Origin of the sequence: Acidovorax sp. Leaf191, from assembly GCF_001424425.1 — a bacterium.
In the GTDB taxonomy this organism is placed as follows: Bacteria; Pseudomonadota; Gammaproteobacteria; order Burkholderiales; family Burkholderiaceae_C; genus Acidovorax.
This window is the reverse complement of the sequence record NZ_LMPT01000001.1, coordinates 356,629-374,719: the sequence shown is the minus strand read 5'-3', so window position 1 is coordinate 374,719 and position 18,091 is coordinate 356,629. Positions and strand designations below refer to the sequence as shown.

Annotated in this window: 17 protein-coding genes; 8 read left to right on the top strand and 9 right to left on the bottom strand. The window is 68.3% G+C overall.

The annotated features are described in order from the left end of the window. Positions 1–230 precede the first annotated feature (230 nt). A complete protein-coding gene (locus ASG27_RS01670) occupies positions 231–1,106 on the top strand; it encodes an ABC transporter substrate-binding protein (protein WP_156370401.1) in 876 nt (291 codons plus the stop codon). Between the two features lie 265 nt (positions 1,107–1,371). On the opposite strand, the gene ASG27_RS01665 is transcribed toward ASG27_RS01670, so the two are convergent. The 3 genes from ASG27_RS01665 to ASG27_RS01655 form a co-directional block, all read right to left on the bottom strand. After that, the gene (locus ASG27_RS01665) at positions 1,372–1,968 is read right to left on the bottom strand and encodes a PIN domain-containing protein (RefSeq protein WP_056410664.1); all 597 of its coding nucleotides are present in this window, start codon (positions 1,966–1,968) and stop codon (positions 1,372–1,374) included. A gap of 102 nt (positions 1,969–2,070) precedes the next feature. Then, positions 2,071–3,240 (bottom strand): hypothetical protein, encoded by a 1,170-nt coding sequence (locus tag ASG27_RS26430; protein ID WP_156370400.1) that lies wholly within the window; start codon positions 3,238–3,240, stop codon positions 2,071–2,073. Between the two features lie 288 nt (positions 3,241–3,528). Next, positions 3,529–4,665 (bottom strand): GlxA family transcriptional regulator, encoded by a 1,137-nt coding sequence (locus tag ASG27_RS01655; protein ID WP_082485703.1) that lies wholly within the window; start codon positions 4,663–4,665, stop codon positions 3,529–3,531. Positions 4,666–4,716: 51 nt separating this feature from the next. Here ASG27_RS01655 and ASG27_RS01650 point away from each other — a divergent pair, with 51 nt between their 5' ends. From ASG27_RS01650 to ASG27_RS01620, 7 genes are all read left to right on the top strand, one after another. Next, positions 4,717–5,625, top strand: a complete 909-nt coding sequence (locus tag ASG27_RS01650; protein ID WP_396504209.1) for an amino acid ABC transporter ATP-binding protein — start codon at positions 4,717–4,719, stop codon at positions 5,623–5,625. Then, positions 5,622–6,287 (top strand): amino acid ABC transporter permease, encoded by a 666-nt coding sequence (locus tag ASG27_RS01645; protein ID WP_235503864.1) that lies wholly within the window; start codon positions 5,622–5,624, stop codon positions 6,285–6,287. Before ASG27_RS01650 ends, ASG27_RS01645 begins: the two co-directional genes overlap by 4 nt. Beyond that, the gene (locus ASG27_RS01640) at positions 6,284–6,970 is read left to right on the top strand and encodes an amino acid ABC transporter permease (RefSeq protein ID WP_056410657.1); all 687 of its coding nucleotides are present in this window, start codon (positions 6,284–6,286) and stop codon (positions 6,968–6,970) included. Before ASG27_RS01645 ends, ASG27_RS01640 begins: the two co-directional genes overlap by 4 nt. Then, positions 6,967–8,385 (top strand): amidase, encoded by a 1,419-nt coding sequence (locus tag ASG27_RS01635; RefSeq protein WP_235503863.1) that lies wholly within the window; start codon positions 6,967–6,969, stop codon positions 8,383–8,385. The genes ASG27_RS01640 and ASG27_RS01635 overlap by 4 nt, the downstream gene beginning before the upstream one ends. 46 nt (positions 8,386–8,431) lie before the next feature. Further along, complete coding sequence (locus ASG27_RS01630; protein WP_056410651.1) at positions 8,432–9,331, top strand: amino acid ABC transporter substrate-binding protein; 900 nt, start codon at positions 8,432–8,434, stop codon at positions 9,329–9,331. A gap of 89 nt (positions 9,332–9,420) precedes the next feature. Continuing rightward, complete coding sequence (locus tag ASG27_RS01625; RefSeq protein WP_056410648.1) at positions 9,421–10,371, top strand: ornithine cyclodeaminase family protein; 951 nt, start codon at positions 9,421–9,423, stop codon at positions 10,369–10,371. Continuing rightward, positions 10,368–11,576: an FAD-dependent oxidoreductase gene (locus ASG27_RS01620; protein ID WP_056410645.1), complete on the top strand. Its 1,209-nt coding sequence runs from the start codon at positions 10,368–10,370 to the stop codon at positions 11,574–11,576. The genes ASG27_RS01625 and ASG27_RS01620 overlap by 4 nt, the downstream gene beginning before the upstream one ends. 13 nt (positions 11,577–11,589) lie before the next feature. On the opposite strand, the gene ASG27_RS27770 is transcribed toward ASG27_RS01620, so the two are convergent. The 6 genes from ASG27_RS27770 to ASG27_RS01590 all read right to left on the bottom strand — a co-directional run bounded on the left by ASG27_RS27770 (position 11,590) and on the right by ASG27_RS01590 (position 18,066). After that, positions 11,590–12,321 carry an Ig domain-containing protein gene (locus tag ASG27_RS27770; protein ID WP_156370399.1) on the bottom strand — a complete coding sequence of 244 codons (732 nt, stop codon included), beginning with the start codon at positions 12,319–12,321 and terminating at the stop codon, positions 11,590–11,592. Next, the gene (locus ASG27_RS01610; RefSeq protein ID WP_156370398.1) at positions 12,318–14,087 is read right to left on the bottom strand and encodes a tail fiber domain-containing protein; all 1,770 of its coding nucleotides are present in this window, start codon (positions 14,085–14,087) and stop codon (positions 12,318–12,320) included. Before ASG27_RS01610 ends, ASG27_RS27770 begins: the two co-directional genes overlap by 4 nt. Before the next feature lie 14 nt (positions 14,088–14,101). Then, positions 14,102–15,691 carry a tail fiber domain-containing protein gene (locus tag ASG27_RS01605; RefSeq protein WP_056410634.1) on the bottom strand — a complete coding sequence of 530 codons (1,590 nt, stop codon included), beginning with the start codon at positions 15,689–15,691 and terminating at the stop codon, positions 14,102–14,104. A 301-nt stretch (positions 15,692–15,992) separates the two neighbouring features. After that, positions 15,993–16,448 carry a carboxymuconolactone decarboxylase family protein gene (locus ASG27_RS01600; RefSeq protein WP_056410631.1) on the bottom strand — a complete coding sequence of 152 codons (456 nt, stop codon included), beginning with the start codon at positions 16,446–16,448 and terminating at the stop codon, positions 15,993–15,995. A gap of 220 nt (positions 16,449–16,668) precedes the next feature. Further along, positions 16,669–17,577 carry an RNA polymerase sigma-70 factor gene (locus ASG27_RS01595; protein ID WP_056410629.1) on the bottom strand — a complete coding sequence of 303 codons (909 nt, stop codon included), beginning with the start codon at positions 17,575–17,577 and terminating at the stop codon, positions 16,669–16,671. A gap of 213 nt (positions 17,578–17,790) precedes the next feature. Beyond that, a complete protein-coding gene (locus tag ASG27_RS01590) occupies positions 17,791–18,066 on the bottom strand; it encodes a YkgJ family cysteine cluster protein (protein ID WP_056171634.1) in 276 nt (91 codons plus the stop codon). Between the last annotated feature and the right edge of the window lie 25 nt (positions 18,067–18,091).

Sequence of the window (18,091 nt, the reverse complement as noted above, 5' to 3'; positions counted from 1 at the left end):
GGGTTGTTGGGTACGAAGGTGCACTGTAGGCCGCTGCAGCGCAAACGGGTGTCAGGCAGGCTACACAAGCGGCGTTTGGGGGTGCGCGGTACGGGCTTTCCCGCAATGTCGCAGCCGTTCCATTGCGCTGTGAGAACCTCCAATCGCGGCGCGGGGTGCGTCCCTAAAGTTCATTCATCCATCCCATCAGTCGGTGGGACGGAATAACCGGACTTCTGGAGATCACCACCATGCGCAATCCCACATCGAAGATCGCGAGGCTGCTGGCCTCGTTCGCCGCCGCCACCTGCCTGTCGGCGCTGGGGCTGTCGGCCCACGCCCTGGAGACCGTGGACAAGGGCGCCTTCACCATCGCGTTCTCGGGCGACATGCCCGGCACCGGCTACCAGGACGGCAAGATGGTGGGCTACGACGGCGAGATTTTGCAGCGCATTGCGCAGGCGCTGCAGCTCAAGGTCAAGCCCGCGCTGATGGAGTGGTCGGGCACCATCGCCTCGGTGCAATCCAAACGCGTGGACGTGATGGCCGGCACCATGGGCTGGACCGAGCAGCGCTCGAAAATCATGGCGCTGAGCGACCCCATCCACTATTTCAAGAACGGCATCACGCAGTCGGACAAGACTGACTGGAGCCGCCTCAAGGACCTGGAAGGCAAGAAGGTCGGCACCATCACGGGCTTCTCGTTCATCCCCGAGCTGCGCAAGATCAACGGCCTGCAACTGGCGCTGTACGACACCTCGGACGCCGCGGTGCGCGACCTGCTGGCCGGGCGCATCGACGCGGTGATCGGCGACCCGCCGGTGATGCAGTACGCGATCTCGCAGAACCCGCAGTGGAAGATCAAGTTCAACGCCTTCAGCGACGCATCGCCCGACTACCCGTTGCTCACGGGCCTGGGCCAGGTGGTGTTCGGCCTGAACAAGGACAACCCCGAACTGGTGAAGGCCGTGAACGCCGAGATCGCCAAGCTCTGGGGCAGCTGCGAGCTGCGCAAGATCGGCAAGACCTACGGCCTGGTGCAGGACGTGTGGTACATACCCGTGGGCCAGAACGCCCGGGCCGGCGTGGACCGTGCGGCGGACTGGAAGCTGCCGTCGTGCAAGTGATGGTGCGCCGCACGCGCTGAGGTCAGTTCTCTTCACGCACACCGCAGACACCTGCGCGATGCGGTTTTGGTAGAAGTGCGGTGACCTGCCGCCGGAAGTGGAGCGGACTGAGGCGGCGCAGCAACGCATCCATCGGGACATGGCGGCGCTCTGTGCGCCGTGACACCAGCAGCCTAGCTGCAGCAGCGCGTGTGTGTCTAGTCTTCAATGTTCAGATCGCGTCCAGCCTGACGTCATGCACGTTGCCCTGGCACGATCAACGGCGTCAACTGGGCAGGGAGTAGGCGACTTTTGTACCCGACACGGCGATCCACCCATTGGCTTCCAAGCGCTGGATGAGACCTGCAAGTTCATCGGTGCTGAGTTTTCTGTTGAAGATCGCGGCGATGGTACTCGTAAGAGTCTTGACTGCGCGAGGCTTGGATGCACCGCGCCGCTGCAGGTCGGCCACAATGAGGTCGAGCTTGTCGTCTGCGGTCCTGGCGTTCACAGTCTTCACCAGGTGGATATCCGCTACATCCTTGACCCTGCCCGCAAAGATCTTGCGCTCTTTCAGATGCTGAATCAGTGGGTCGAAGCCTGTGTCTTTGGAGACGATGTGGAAATACCCGGTCGGATCCTTGGCCGAAAGTTCACCGATGTGGAATGCGATGTGAAAATCCAGCGCGTTGCTGCCATTGCCAGAGATCCGTATGTACTCCGCACGATCCCGCATCTGCTGCAGCGTATTGGCTACGTCGAAGCGCACCTTGGCTTGGCTGGCGCCCACGAACACCAGCACCTTGAAGTGCTCATTGTTTAGCACATCCATATGCTCAGGCTGGACGTTCTCGTAGTCGATCAGGACGTAGTTGGTGCGCATGTCGATAGGTGTTGCGAAGACAGCTTGAGCATTGACGGCCCCAGTAAGTTCGTCGATAGGTTGCTGCGGTTTCAATCTGGCCAGTGGGCTATGACGTTCTCATCAAGGTGCTTGCGTTTCTACAGGAGATGCGAGCTTGTATCGGAATTTCTCACCCGGCCCAGCTTGCGTCCCTGCGTCGATCGGGTCGAATATCTCGACCAAGACTTTCTCGAACTCTTCCCACTTAGCACCCCGTTTCTCTACAACACGCCGAACGGCTTCGACGAGGATAAGCCTTGTATCGTCCGCGAGAAACGCTTCTCGCTCGTCCGCGTCGGCGTGCAGGGAGTGATCTTGCCGTGCGTAGGCATGAAAGCGCACTACGCGGTCAGGTGGCCAGGCTTGTCGTCCAGAATCTCCCGGAAGGCGTTCCACGTGGGCTTTGGAAAATGAGTCCTGGATCATGTGGAGAATCGAGCCGAACGCCATGTCCCGCACGCGCTGTGGTGACGTATCTGAAGACCCTTGGGTGAAAAGACGCGTCACGTCCAGTTTTGAGTGTTGGGAGTTTGCCGATACTGGAAACAAGGCGCTCACTGCACCGACGGACGGCGTGGAAACGATCGCGTTGGTCTCGATGCGTCCTTCGGAAACGTCGTAGGCGAAGCGTGCCCACTCCAGAATTTTCCGTTGTGTGATCAGGGCTGGCTCGCCTTCGACCGCCATGGCGTGAAAGAACTGGAGATCTCCAAAATGGCTGCGTTGCAAGATGGGCGCCTCTGGTCCAAACACTGCCCGGTCATCTGGGGGTTTCGACAAGCTTGAGGCTGTATTGAAAATTTGGCCCCAGCAGCCAGGCCAGAGGTTGGGCAACTGAACGGGCAATCCGATGCAAGTCGGTGCGTTCTTGGCCTGTTTGTACGACAGCTGAAATGGTGGGTTGTCGTTCCACTGAACCCCTTGCACTACGTACCGGGGTGCCCCTGGCAGTCCGCTGAGCACGGCGCGTTCACAGTCGTCCGGTCCAAGTTCGCAACCATAGGCTAAATGCGTTATTTCCTCGTGAACAGGGCTTTGAAACTTCTTGATGAAGTAATCAACAAGTTTGCCCTGCCCTCCCGAAATCGTGTTCAGGACATTGTCGGTCCAGCTCTTGTTGATGGGCTTTTCCGGAATAGGTGCAAGGCCGAAGGCTTCACAGCTGGTGCTGGTACAGACCAGGAGCGCAGCCCCTGCGTAAAGAACGGCGGCGCCCATACTTTGGGTTCGCGCTGCTTTGTGGCTAATCATGGCTGATCCCTTCCCTCTAAAAATTGTGTCGTTATTTTCTGGGTCGATCTGGATCGGCACAAGAAAGACTTGGCACCTAGAGGAAGAGCCATCTTGACTGTTGGCGGTGAGTGGCAGTCACCCCGCAAATACGGTTCAACCCGAGCGAGCACCTTGCTGAACGAGGCACAACGCGCATCGGAGGCGCCGCGCGCGCAGTCTGATCTCCTGTGTCAGAGTTGACTCGGTACTAACTGGGGGAAAGACGTGCCGCGTCACCGCACGACATGGCACGGCCGGCCGCCTGGATCAAGCCTCCACCGTACCAGCCTGCAGCGCCTTGCGCATGCGCCCCGGCGGCATGCCGTACAGCTGCTGGAAGTGCCGGATGAAATGCGATGCGTCGGCAAAGCCGCATTCATACGCGATGGTGATGACCGGCAGGGCGGTGCTGGTGAGCATCCATTTGGCGTATTTGAGGCGCGCGTTGCGGTAGTACTCCGACGGCGTGGTGCGCGTCTCGGCCAGGAACACGCGCTCGAGCTGGCGGCTGCTCGAATCCACCAGCCGCGCGATGACCGCGATCTCGAGGGGCGTGCCGATGTTCTTTTCCATGAGCACGATGGCCTGGCGCAGCTTGTCGTGGTCGGTGGTGCCGTAGCCCAGCGCATGGCGGCGTGCCACGTGGGTGTGGCCGGCGGAGGGGTTCACCGTCATCTGGTGCACGACCTTGGCCGCGCGGTCGGGGCCGCAGTGCAGGCGCACCAGCTCGGCCGTGAGCTCCACGATGGAGATGCCGCCCGCACAGGTGATGCGGTCGCCGTCGAAGAGGTAATGCGAGTCCGTCACGAAGGGCAGCGTGGGGAACGCCTGCTGCCAGTCCTCCACGTGGTAGGGGTGCACGCAGGCGCGCCGCTGCGCCATGAGCCCCGCATGCGCCAGCGCGAACGAGCCGGTGCAGATGCCGATGAGCGGCTTGCCCAGCGACGCGGCGTACTGCAGGAACTCGCGGTAGCGCGGGTGGGCCGAGGGGATGGCCGGCAGCAGCCCGCCGATGACGGCGATGTAGTCGTAGTCGCAGTCGGACGAGAGCGATTCCTGCACGGGTACTTCGACACCGCAACTGGCGGCCACCGACTGGCCGGGTATGCCCAGGATGGTCCACGAGCAGCGGATCTGCCGGCTCTGGTCGCCCACATCGGCCGCGTGGCGCAGGCCGTCGCACAGGCCCGCCAGCGACAGCAGCGGGAACTGCGGCCACAGCAGGATGCCCACGCGCAGTTCGGAGGCCGATGACGCCTTGCGCCGCGGCGCGCTGGGCCGCGACGCCGCGTCGAGCTTGCCGATCAATGCACCAATGTCGCCTGTGTTCTGTGCACTGGTCTGGTGCGCGTTGGCGCCATTTTTGACGCCAGGGGCTTTGCGCTGGGGTGTGGTGGGGGGCATCGGGTTTTCCCTGCATGTCGCATACGTTCAATATAGCTGCGTCCCCCTCCAATGAACAGAGGGGCGCCATTCCTAGCATGGAGGCACTGGGTAGCAAGGACATGCGGGTGCAATTTGCGTGCCGCAGCGCCCGCACACCACTGTCTGGAGAACCATGCTGTGAACGACGACCATCCACCCCTGCTGCGCGTGAGCGGCCTCACCAAGAGCTACGGCCAGACGGAGGTGCTCAAGGGCATTTCCTTCGACTTGAAAAAAGGCGAGACGCTGTCGCTGATCGGGCCCAGCGGCTCGGGCAAGTCCACGTGCCTGCGCTGCCTGAACTTTCTCGAAAAGCCCAACGGCGGCGAGGTGCTGCTGCAGGACGAGCGCATCGGCCAGGTGCCTGCGCGCAAGGGCGGCGGCTGGCGGCTGATGAGCGACACCGAGATGGCACCGCAGCGCCGCGAGATCGGCATGGTGTTCCAGCTGTTCTATCTGTGGCCGCACCTCACGGTGCGCGACAACGTGGCGCTTGCGTCCATCAAGGCCGGCGGCATGCGGCGCGACGAGGCCCACGCGCTGGCCGAAGACATGCTGGAGAAGGTGCACCTGCGGCACAAGGCCGACGCCTACCCCGAGCAGCTGTCCGGCGGGCAGCAGCAGCGCGTGGCCATTGCGCGCACGCTGGCGCAAAAGCCCAAGCTGATCCTTTTCGACGAGCCCACGTCCGCCCTGGACCCCGAACTCGTGGGCGAGGTGCTGGGCGTGATCCGCGAGCTGGCCGACGAGGGCCGCTCGATGATCCTGGTGACGCACGAGATCCGCTTTGCGCGCGACGTGGCCGACCGCGTGATCTTCATGGACGGTGGCCACATCGTCGAAGAGGGCCCTGCCGCGCAGGTGATCAACGCGCCGCGCATGGAGCGCACGCGCAGCTTCCTGGGCCAGGTGGGCGGTGGCGCAGGGCTGGGTGCATGACCATGCCCGGCCTCGATACCTTCACCCTGATCGCGCTCACGCTGTTGCGCGGTGCGTGGACGGCCGCGCAGGTGGCGGCAGGCGCCGCGCTGATCGCCGCGGGCTTGGGGCTGCTGCTGGCCTTGCTGGTGGTCTTCGTGCGCCACCGCGCGCTGCAATGGGCCATTGCGGCGTACATCGAATGGATGCGCAACGTGCCCGCGCTGGCGCATCTGTTCGTGCTGTATTTCGGCCTGGCGTCGGTGGGCGTGCGGCTGTCGCCGCTCACGGCCGCGGTCGTCGGCCTGGGCCTGGTGGGCGCGGCCATCCTGTGCGACGTGTTTGCCGCGGGCCTGCGCTGCCTGCCGGTGGGCCAGCGCGAGGCGGCATTGGCCGTGGGCCTGACACCCGCGCAGACGCTGCGCTGCGTGCTGCTGCCGCAGATGCTGCGCGTGACGCTGCCGTCGCTGGGCAACTACGCGAGCCAGCTGGTCAAGGACACCTCCATCGCGTCGGCCATCGCGGCGCCTGAAGTGATGTTCTATGCGCGCAACCTGGTGACGTCCACCTTCGAGACGCCGCTGATCTACCTGACCGCCATGCTGCTCTATGCGGCCATGGTGCTGCCCATCAGCTGGGCCTTCACGCGCCTGGAGCGCCACACTGCCAGGGGGGCACGATGACTGCATTCTTTGCAACCTATGCCGAGTACCTCGGCGAGTGGTGGCCGCGCCTGCTGGACGCCGCGCGTGTCACGGCCGAGCTGTCGGCCATCGGCTTTGCCATCGCCATCGTGCTGGGGGCGCTGCTGGTGTGGATGCTGCGCAGCGGCGTGGCCGTGCTGCGCCGCAGTGCGCAGGGCTTCATCGAGCTGCTGCGGGCCATACCGCTGCTGGCGCTGCTCCTGGCGATCTACTTTGCGCTGCCTTCCATCGGCGTGACGCTGTCGGGCTACTGGGCCGGTGCCATCGGCCTCGGAGTGCATGGCGCGGCCTATGTGGCGGAGATCCTGCGGGGCGGGCTGCAGTCGGTGCACGGCGGGCAGCGCGAGGCGGGCCTGGCGGTGGGCCTCACGCCGCGCCGCGTGTTCCTGCACGTCACGCTGCCGCAGGCGGCACGCGTGATGCTGCCGCCACTGCTGAGCAGCTACGTGGCACTGCTGAAAGACAGCTCGCTGTGCGCGCTGATCGCCACCAACGAACTCATGCTGGCCGCCAAGGCGATCTCCAGCGAGTACTTCCTGCCGCTGCACGTCTTCATCCTGGTGGGGCTGTTCTATTTCGCGATCGCGTTCCCGCTGTCCATGCTCTCGCGCTTCATGGAGCGCCGCCTGGCGCAGGGCCGCCGCACGCTGGGGGCTGCATGACGACCACCGATCTCTCGATGCCATCCATGGTCTACGCGCCGCTGGCAGACCAGGCCGCGGCCATCCGTGCGGGCCGCTTGTCGAGCGAGGCACTGGTGGAGGCGCAGCTCGCGCGCATCGACCGGCATGGCGCGCAGCTGCACGCCTATACCGAGGTCTACGCCGACGAGGCCCGCGCCGCCGCGCAGGGCCTGGACCGCATGGCCCGTGCGGGCGTCTTCATCGGGCCGCTGCACGGCGTGACGGTGGCTGTGAAGGACCTGTTCGAGGTGCAGGGCAAGGCGATTGCCGCAGGCTCGCGCGCGCAGCCGGCGCGCATCTCCGGCATGAACGCCACGGTGGTGGACCGCCTGCGTGCGGCCGGCGCCATCGTGGTCGGCAAGACGCACACGGTGGAGTTCGCATTCGGCGGCTGGGGCACCAACGCGGTGATGGGCACACCCTGGAACCCCTGGGATCTGCACACGCACCGCACGCCGGGGGGCAGCAGCAGCGGCTCGGCCGTGGCGCTGGCGGCGGGGCTGTGCAGTGCGTCCATCGGCACGGACACGGGCGGGTCGGTGCGCATACCGGCCGGGCTGTGCGGCGTGGTGGGGCTCAAGACCACGCGCGGCCTCATCAGCCGCCACGGGCTCATCGAGCTGTGCCCCACGCACGACACGGTGGGGCCGCTCACGCGCACGGTGCGCGACAGTGCGCTGCTGCTGGAAGTGCTGGCCGGTGCCGACCCGCACGACGCGGTGTCGCTGCAGGCGCCCGTGCGCTCGGTGCTGCCGCACCTTGCGCGCGGCGTGCAGGGCCTGCGCGTGTGGACGCTGCCCGAGGCCGAGCGCCACGATGTGGATGCCGACGTGCTCGCGGCCTGCGACGCGGCTGTGCAGGTGCTGGTGTCGCTGGGCATGCAGCGCGTGGAGCGCGCGCTGCCGCAAAGCTGCGCCGAATCCATGCGCGTGGCGGGCAGCCTGATGAGCGCCGAGGGCTATGCCAACCTGGGACCGCTGTTCGAGCAGGACGGGCTGGAGTTCGACCCGCATGTGCGCCGCCGCATCCTGCTGGGCCGCGACATCGATGCAGCGCAGTACATCGCGCTGCTCAAGCTGCGAGAGCAGGCCAAGGCCGACATGCTGCGCGCCATGGAGGGTGTGGATGTGTGCGCCTTTCCGACCAATGCGATCGCCGCCATCCCGGTCAGTGCGGTGGACGAGCTGGCCACGCCGCTGTCGCGCTTTGGCCGCTTCGTGAACCTGCTGGATCTGTGCTCGCTGGCCGTGCCGGCGGGCTTCACGCAGGGCGGCATGCCGGTATCGCTGCAGGTCATCGGCCGGCCGATGGACGAGCCGACGATCCTGCGCGTGGGCCATGCGTTCGAGCAGGCCACCGGCTGGCACAGCGCGGTGCCGCCGGGCTGGGACTGAGCGGCGCACCCCACCCCCTTTGTATTCACCCCAGGAGCTTTTCACCATGCCTGCGTTGTCCCCACGCGCGCCCCGGGCGTGCCTGCTGGCGCTCACCCTGCTGTGCGCCGCGGCCGCGGCTTTTGCACAGACACCGGCCCGAGGCGGCGCTTCGGCGCTGGAGCGCATCGCGCGCAGCGGGGTGGTGCATGTGGGCTACATCCCCACGCCGGGCACCTTTGCGTTCCGCGACGCGGCGGGCGACACGGTGGGCTACTCCATCGACGTGTGCCAGCGCGTGGTGCAGAACCTGCGCAAGGTGCTGGCGCAGCCGGCGCTGCGCGTGGAGTTCCGCCCGCTGGAGGCGGCGCAGCGCATACCGCTGCTCAAGGCCGGCAGCATCGACATCGAGTGCGGTGGCAACACCAACACCGTGGGCCGGCAAAAGGACGTGGACTTCTCGCACACGCTGTTCACCACGGGCGTGCGCTTCCTGGCGCGCCAGGCCGTGCTGATCGACGGCGTGCCCAGCCTGTGGCGGCGGCGCATTGCGGTGAGCAACGGCACCACGGCGCAGGAGACCATGGCGCGCGTGCAGCGCGAGCAGGAGCTGCAGGTCGTGGTGGTGGCCACCGATGCCGAGGGCGTGCGCCTGGTGGAAGAGGGCACGGTCGATGCCTTCGCGCAGGACGACATCCTGCTCTACGCACTGCTGGCCACATCGCCGAAGAAGGGCGGCCTGCATGTCACCGGCCGCCACCTTACGGTGGAGCCGTATGCCTTCATGCTGCCCAAGGACGATGCGCCGCTGCGCGAGGTGGTGGACCGCACGGTGCTCGCGCTCATGCATTCGGGCGAGCTGGCCGCCCTGTACCGCAAGTGGTTCGACACCGAAACGCTGCGCATCCCGATGAGCGCCCACATGCGCGAAAACATCCGCTACCCCAACAAGTACGGCATTCCCTGAACGCGCGGCGGCATTGCCGCAGTGGTCTTTTTTCAGCCGGCCCTTTCAGTCCTTTCAGTCCTTTCAGTCCCTTCATCCCAGAGCTTTTCATGAACACCAGCATTCCCTTCATCAGCGACCGGCAAGTGGCCGAGGCGCTGGATTTCGCGTCGGTGGCCACCGTGCTCGGCGAGGCCTTTGCCAGCCTGGCCGCGGGCGGTGCCGCCGTGCACCAGCGCCAGCGCACCGATTGCCGCGACCTGCGGCTGAGCACCATGGGCGCGGTGTGGGCCGAGCGCGGCGTGGCCGGGGTCAAGGTGTACCCCACGGTGCGCGGGCAGTTCAGCTTTTCTATCGTGCTGTTCGATGTGGTGACCAACCAGCCGCTCGCAGTGCTGGACGGCAACGAGATCACGCGGCTGCGCACCGCGGCCATCACGGCGCTGGTGGCGTCCAAGGCGGGCCCGCTGCGGCCGCGCAAGCTGGCGGTCTTCGGCGCAGGGCTGCAGGGCCGCGCGCAGGCCGAGGCTTTGAGCGGCTGGTTCGACTTCGGGGAGATCGCGCTGGTGGACCCTGCGGGGGACCCGGCGTGGGCGCAGACGCTGGCGGTGCAGGCGGGCTGCCCGGCGGCCTTCACCACGCCCGAAGCGGCAGTGCGCGACGCGGACATCGTGGTCACGGCCACGCGCTCGGCCACACCGGTGTTCGACGGCGCGTGGCTCGCGCCCGGCGCCTTCGTGGCCGCCATGGGCATCAGCGCGCCCAAGGGCCGCGAGCTGGACGACACCACCATGGACCGCGCGGGCCGCATCGTGCTGGAATGGCTGCCGCAAAGCCTGGCCGAAGCCGGCGAGGTGGTGCTGTGGCAGGGCCGCACGGCCAGCGCGCCGCTGGTGGACCTGCCCCAGCTCTACGCGGGCGGTGCGCCGTGGCGGCCCGAGGCGCCGGGCATCACCGTGTTCAAGTCCGTGGGCATCGGCCTGGCCGATGTGGCGGTGGCGCAGCTGGCGGTGTCGCGCATCCTGCAGAGCGCGCCCGCACTGGCAGGTGCGCTGCCATGAAGGTCTGCGTGATCGGCGCGGGCGTGATCGGCTGCGCCACGGCCTACGAACTGGCGCGCCAGGGCCACGATGTGCACCTGCTGGACGCGGCGCAGGCGCCGGGCCTCGTCACCAGCTGCGCCAACGGCGCGCAGCTGAGCTACAGCTATGTGGAGCCGTTCGCGTCGCCCGCCACGCTGCGCGCGTTGCCCCAGCTGCTGTTGTCGCGCGGCTCGGCCGTGCGCTTGCACCCGCGCTGGGACTGGCGGCAGTGGGCGTGGGGCCTGCAGTTTCTGCGCGCGTGCTCGGCACGGCAGTCGCTGCGGGGCACGGCGCAGTTGCTGCAGTTGGCGCAGGCCAGCCGCGCGGCGCTGGCGCAGTGGATGGCCGAGGAGGACTGGTCCTTCGGCTTTGAAGAAAACGGCAAGCTGGTGCTGTGCCCCACGCCACAGGCGCTGCGCCAGCAGCAGCGCCAGGTGGCCGTGCAGGCCGCCATGGGCTGCCGGCAGGAGGTGCTGAGCGTGCGCGAATGCCTGGACAGGGAGCCCGCGTTGCAGGCGGCGCCGGGCCTGCCCTGGGCCGGTGGCGTGTGGACCCGCGACGAGTGCATCGCCGACCCGCACCACCTGTGCCGCAGCCTGGTGGGCAGCCTGCGCCAGCGCGGCGGCACGGCGTCGTTCGGCGTGGTGGCGCGTTCGTTCGTGCGGCATGCAGGCCGGGTGAGCGCGGTGGCCACGGACCAGGGCGGGATCACCGCCGACGCCTTCGTGCTGGCCACCGGGCCCGCTGCAGGGCCGCTGGCGGCGCGGCTGGGCATCCACCTGCCCATCCAGCCCATCAAGGGCTACAGCATCACGGTGCCGTTTCGGGGCGGCGTGGCGCGGCCCCGCGCGAGCGTGACCGACCTGGGCCGCAAGACGGTGTTCGCACCGCTGGGCACGCACCTGCGCGTGGCGGCCATGGCCGAGGTGGGCGCCACGGGCCTCGACGTGCCCGCGGACCGGGTGCGGACCATGGTGGACGCCGTGGCGCAGACCTACCCGGGCCTGTGCGACCTGGACGCCCCGGCCGTGTGGGCCGGGCTGCGGCCCGCCACGCCCACGTCGGTGCCCATCGTGGGCCGCTGGCGCGACAGCAATGTGTACCTCAACGTCGGGCACGGCGCGCTGGGCCTGACGCTGGCGGCGGGCAGCGCGGTGGCGCTGGCGGGGCAGATGCAGGGGTGACAGCGCCTGGCCGTCACCTCCCGCGCTGCGCGCGAAGCCGCCGCCGCCCCAGCCAGGCCACCCCGAGCCCTGCCAGCGCCAGCATCCAGGGGCTGTCCACCGGGATGGCCTTGGCAGTGCCGCCGGGTCCTGCCAGGACGTTGATGTTCAGCGTGAAGGGCGAAGTCAGGCCATTGGCGTCCGTGACCTGGATGACCACGCTGAAGCTGCCCGCCGTGGTGGGTGTGCCGGTGAGCAGGCCGCCCGCGCCGAGCGACATGCCGGGCGGCAGGGCGCCTGAGCTGATGGCAAAGCTGTACGGCCCTGTTCCGCCCGTCACCAGGATCTGGCTGTTGTAGGGCGTGTTGGTGACCGGCGAGGAGGGCGGGGTGACGGCCAGCACGCCGGCGACGGTGCCGGCGGCGACCAGGTCCCGCTCACGGCCCAGGAAGTCGGAGGCCGTGATGGTGAAGCTGTAGGCGGCGGCGGTGGTGGGTGTGCCGGTGAGCGCGCCGCCCGCCGACAGGTTCAGGCCCGTGGGCAGGACTCCGGTGCTGACCAGGAACTGGTACGGCGCCACGCCGCCGCTGGCGGTGAAGGTCACGCTGTAGGGCGTGCCTTGCACCGGCACGGGAACGGCCGCCGGCGTCACGCTGATGCTCTGCGCGGAGGCGGCAGCACCCCACAGCAGGACGCAGGCGGCGCCCACGGCGGCGACGATGCGATGGCTCCAGGGGAATGCAGCCTGTGTTGCGCGGGCGGTCATTGGTGGCCTCCCCGCTGCTGGCGTTCGGCTTGCTTTTCGGCTTGCTTTTCCAGGGCCGACAGCCGCTGCGCCAGGCCCAGGAGCTCTTCGTCCCTGGCGGCCAGCCTCTGGTGCAGGGCTTGCACCGTCGCGGCGGCCAGGCCCGCCACATCGCTGGGTGCGAGCGTCTTCGGGCTGGCGCCCAGCTGAAAGCGCTGGTGCACGTCTTCCGCCATGGGCCCCAGGTGCAGGCTGGCGCTCAGATCGCTCAGGTAGCGCCAGGCATACACCGGCAGTTGCGCCACTTCGCCAAGGATGGCGTGGACCGGCGCGGCGGTGATGTCGTGCTTGAGCGTGCGGCTGGAGCCCTGGCTGAGCGTGCCGGCCACGGCAAGGTTGCCATTGGATTGCACCGACAGCGCAGGGCTGCCGCTGCCGCTCGGTGCAAGGCTCACGCCCGATGCGGTGGTCAGCTGCGTCCAGTACGCCGTGCCCGTGCCATGCGCAAGGCGCGTGGCGATGTCGCCGTTGTTGCGCAGCTCCATCTGCACGCGCGCGGTCGAGGCCGCGGCTGTCGTGTTGTCGACCCGCAAGCTGCCCGTGCCGTCGGAGCGGCGCAGGGTCAGCGGCGCCGCCGGGCGCGGAGTGCCCAGGCCGACGTTGCCGTCGCCGGCGATGTCCAGGCTGGCGTGCGGCGCCCCGGGCCGGATGCGCAGGGGCAGGCGCGAGCCGGCGGTGACGTCGCGCACGAAGAAGTTGGCTTCGTTGGCGGCAATGTCCCAGGTCTGGGGCGTGAAGCCGTTCAGGCCGTTCTGCTCTTGCCGCAGCGCCGGTGTGTTGTACGACAGCACGTGCAGGTCCACCACGGGCGCGGCAGTGCGTATGCCCACGCGGCCGAGCGGGCTCACGTACAGGCTGTTGGCGGGTGCACCGGCCATCCACAGCGCCTTGACCTGGCTGGACGTGGTGTTGGTGCCGGTGCTGGCTGCAGCATCGGCGATCCCCAGGTAGCTGGCACCGCCGCTGGCGCTGTCGTTGGTGAGCAAGGTCCAGGGAGAGTTGGGGAAGGGTGCGGCGCGGGTGTCGTGGAACCCGATGCGCAGGTTGTTTTCCTTCAGCCGCAGGGTGTCGTTGCCGAAGGTTTCGCCGTTGGTGCAATCCAGGCCTGTGCAGACGCTGCCCTGGATGATGTGGTCGTCGCTGACCACCTGGTCCTTGAGCACCATGCGCTGGCTTGCGCTGGCCGCAGTGATGGCCTGGGTGCGGGCGGTGCTGGCGCTGCTGGCGTTGTCGCCGGCCGCACCGGCCTCACCGCGGGGAGGCACGTCCGGAGGCAGCACGAAAGCGCCCCCGGCAATGGTCACGCTGGCGCTGAGCACGGCGCCGACAGGCCCTTCTGGTCGGGTGGGGGCCACCGGGGCCTCCTCGCGCCGAATGGCGGCGGTGGCGGGGGCGAGCGTCAGCTCGTAGGTGTAGCGCCCGTCGGGCAGGGGCGTGTCCTGCAGTGCCAGGGCCAGGGGCTCGCGCAGCACGATGTCCTGCGGCGCGCCGCCTTCGCGGGTAATTCGCAGCGTGGCCCGGCCATGGGGCACGGCCACGGTCCATTCCAGGCGCTGGGCCTGCAGGCGGGCGGTGATGGGGGTGGCAGCCGGTGGGGTGCCTGCGGCTGGGGTGGTCTGGGCCTGGGCGCTCTGGCCCAGCAGGCAGGCGGCGATGGCCGCGGCCACGGCCAGGCGCACGGCGCGAGGCTGCGGACGGCCGTAAAAGGCGGTTCGGTCGTGGGACATGGACGGCAGCTCCCTCAGCGCGCGGGCTTGGCGGGGGCCGCCATTTGCGCTTCCAGCAGGGAGATGCGGGCCTTGATCGCAGCGATGTCGGCTTCGCGCTCGGTCACCTTGCGCGCCAGTTCCTGCACGGCTCCCAGGGTCACGCCGGCGAGGTCGCCGGGGGCCAGGCTCTTGTCGTCCTGCCCGAGCTGGAAGATGTTGCGGAAGTCCTCTGCCATGGGGCCGACGTGGCGTTCCTGCGCGGGGCTGGCGGTGTAGCGCCAGTGGTAGAGCGGCAGGCTCAGCACTTTCTCCAGCAGGCTGGTGCCGTTGATGGGTTCGATCCCCGTCTTGAGCGTGCGGCTGGAGCCCGTGCTCAGCGTGCCGGTGATGGCCAGGTTGCCGTTGGCCGCGAGCGTGAACTGCGGCGTGCCTGCGCCCTGTGTCGCCAGGGTGAGGGCGGTGCCGGCCGTCATGTCCCAGCCGGTGGCTGCCGCGGTGGTGAAGCGCAGCGTGGCAGGCCCGTTGTTCGCCAGATTCAGCAAGGTGCGCTGGGCCGCGGTGCCGCTGGCCTCCTGCACCAGCACCTGGGCGCTGCCGTCGGTGCGCATCACATGCAGTGCGGCGGCAGGCGATGCGGTGCCGAAGCCGACATTGCCCGATGCAGCGATGTCCACGCTGCTGGTGGGCGCGCCAGGGCGGATGCGCAGGGGAAGGCGCGAGCTGTTCGTAACGTCGCGCACGAAGAAGTTGGCCTCGTTGGACCCGATGTCCCACGTCTGCGCGGTGAAGCCGCCCGCGGAGGACTGTTCCAGGCGGAAGGCGGGCGTGTTGCCGGTGGATGCGTGCACGTCCAGCGCAGGCGTGGCCGTGCGCAGGCCCAGCTGGCCGCTCGCGCTCACGTAGAGGCTGTTGGTGGGCGCCCCGGCGCTCACGGTGAACACCGGGTTGCCGGACGTCGCGTCCTCGATGGCGAGGTAGGAGGCGCCGCCCGAGAAGGTGTCGTTGGCCTTGATGCGCCAGTCGTTGGCGGGAAAGCCCGCGCCACTGCTGGTGTCGTCGAAATGGATGGCGAGGTTGCCTCCCTTGAGCCGCACCGTTTCGAACCCGAAGGTTTCGTTGTTCACGCAATCGAGGCCCGCGCAGAGGCTGCCCTGCACGACCAGGTCGTCGGCCACGACCTGGTCCTTGGTGGTGAACGTGGTGGCGGCTGGTGCGGTGCTGCGCTGCGCGGCGGTGGTGGCATCGGCCCCAGCGCCCACCACCTGGCCCTGCGCCACGGCAAAGGAGCCGGACACGATGCGCTGGTGCAGGGTGGCCTGGGCCTGGGCCGGGTCCATGGTGGCGGGGGGATCCAGGCTCAGCTCGTAGAAATAGCGCCCATCGGGCAGGCGCGCCTGCCGGGGCTCCAGCACGATGGGGGCACGCGGGAAGACCTGGTCCGTGACGGTGCCGTCGGGCCGTACCAGGCGCAGCTTGGCTGCGCCGTGCGGGGCCTGGGCGGTCCAGGTGATGCGGTCGCTCTGGCGTGCCGCGGTGATGGATGCCGCGGGGGCCTGGGCGGCGCAGGCCGCAGCGACCAGGCTGGCGACCAGCGCCAGGGAGGCTTTGTGGAAAGGGTGCATGGAGGTGGTCTCTGAAGCGGGCCGGGGGCTCTTCGAACTTTTCGAATGTCTGGCGTCGGGGGCAGCGGCAAGGCGCGTGGCTGCGCCGCCGCAGTTACCCGCGGAAACATTCGAGTCTGAATGAGCCCCGCTAACGCGTCAATCGTGAAATGCCAGGGTGTCGTGCGCTCGACGCAGCCCTTCGCCCCTTCTCTGGCCTTTCCGGCCTTTCCGGCCTTCCAGCCCTTCCCGCGTTCCCCTCTCTGCCCTGTGGCGGGGGGGTTGCCGGCACGTCACGTGCCGGCACCTGGGGACGGAGCGTTCAGCCTGCTTGCGGAATCGGCGCCCGCATGCCTGCGTTGAGCAAATTCCAGGCATTGATGGTGGCGATCGCAAAGCCCAGGTCGGAGATCTCGGCGTCGGTGAACAGGGCCTTGAGCTTGGCGAACTCTTCGTCGCTCGCGTCGCTGTGCGGCGTGGCGGTGAGGATCTCGGCCCAGCGGAAGGCGGCGCGCTCGCGTTCGTTGAAGAACGGTGCCTCGCGCCAGCCGGCCACGGCGTTCAAGTGGCGCGCTTCCACGCCGTCCTTGACGAGGTAGTTCCAGTGCATGTCCATGCAGTAGGCGCAGCCGTTGATCTGAGAGACGCGCAGGAAGACGAGCTCTGCCAGGCGCGCGCCCAGGGCGCCCTTCTTGATGGTTTCGGACACGTTGACCAGGCCCATGAAGGCCTTGGACGAGAGCTGGTGGTAGGGCAGGCGGGCGGTGTGCTGGGACATCAAAAAACTCCTGGGTGTGCCCTGGTGGGGCGGTGGTGGATGAAAGGGGGCGATGGGTGCGCGGCACAGGCCATCGCATTCCATACCTTTCAAGACGTGCGCGTGTTGTCCGGTGTGACAGCGGGCGGCGGTTTTTTGCAGCCTCCACTCCACTCCACAACACAACCACCCATCCATCCATGAACCCTTCGCCACCACAGCGCCCAGCGCCGTACCCGTGTCAGTCCAGCGAGAGCGGGATCCCCGCGAGCTTGTCCGGGTTGCGGATCGCGTAGATCGCCACGATGCGCTCGCCGTCGGTCACGAAGGCCTGCGCCGATTCGAGCTGGCCGTCCAGGTAGCGCAGCAGCCCCGGCTCTCCGTTGATGAGCGCCATGCGGTAGACCACCTGCGCGCCCAGGCGGCGAAACAGGGCCCAGTACAGGTTGGCGATGCGAAAGGGGCCGACCAGCGGCTGGGCGAAGGATGGCACCTTGCCGCCACCGTCGCCGATGAGCTGGGCGTCTTCGCTGAGCAGTGTTTCGATGGCGTTGCGGTCGCCGCTGCGCGCGGCCAGCATGAAGCGCTGCAGCAACTGGTGGTGCACGTTGCGCGGCACCTCGAAGCGGGTGCGCGCCTGCTGCACGCGTTCGCTTGCACGGTGCACCATCTGGCGGCAGCTGGCCTCGGTCTTGCCCAGCTGGGCCGCGATCTCGGGGTAGTCGTAGTCGAACACCTGGCGCAGCAAAAAGGCGGCGCGCTCCTCGGGCCCCAGGCGCTCCAGCACGTACAGGAACGCCACCGACAGCTCGCCCGCCAGCTCGGCGGCCGACTCGGGCGTGTGCGCGCCGTCCAGCTCCACCAGCGGCTCGGGCAGCCACCAGCCCACATAGGCCTCGCGCTCGGCCTTGAGCGCGCGCAGCCGGTCGATGGACAGGCGCGTGACCACCGTGACCAGCCAGGCCTCGGCGGACTGCAGGGCGGCGGGGTCGGTGCGGCTCCAGCGCAGCCAGGCGTCCTGCAGCACGTCTTCGGCATCGGCGCGCACGCCGAGCATGCGGTAGGCGATGCCGAAGAGGCGGGGACGCAGGGTGGTGAAGGGGTCGGTGGCGCAAGCGCCGGAGGTCGCTGGAGGGGCTGCGGAGGTCATGGGCTGGTGCCTGGGCTGGGGGTGGTGAAGCAGATCAACCGCCGCTGCGCGTTGTCTGGCCATGTTGACCAGACGGGGGAGACTGCCGGTGTGTGACAGTGTGGAGTGGATTGCTCCTGTTTTGATAGCTGTTGGCGCTTGCCAGATGAGCGGTAGGGCCGGTTTTGATGGTCAACCGCAGTGCCTGGCGCCCGCGCGGCGGCACGCCGCGGCTCAAGGCCGGGACGGCGCCGCGCCCGGCTGGGTCAGCCGCTCCAGCCGCTCCAGGTACACGAAGGCCGATGCGGTGCTGGCGCCGCACATCTCGGCCGACGGCATGAGGCCGCCGCACACCGCGGGGCGCTCGGGCTGCCCAAAAATGAGGCAGCGCTCACCCGCGCCCAGTTGCACGCACCGCACCCCGGCGGGCTTGCCCTGCGGCATGCCCGGGATGGGGGAGCTGATGGAAGGTGCGGTGCAGCAGGCACCGCAGCCGGGGCGGCAGTCCATGGGGGTTGTGATGGCTGGCGGGGGG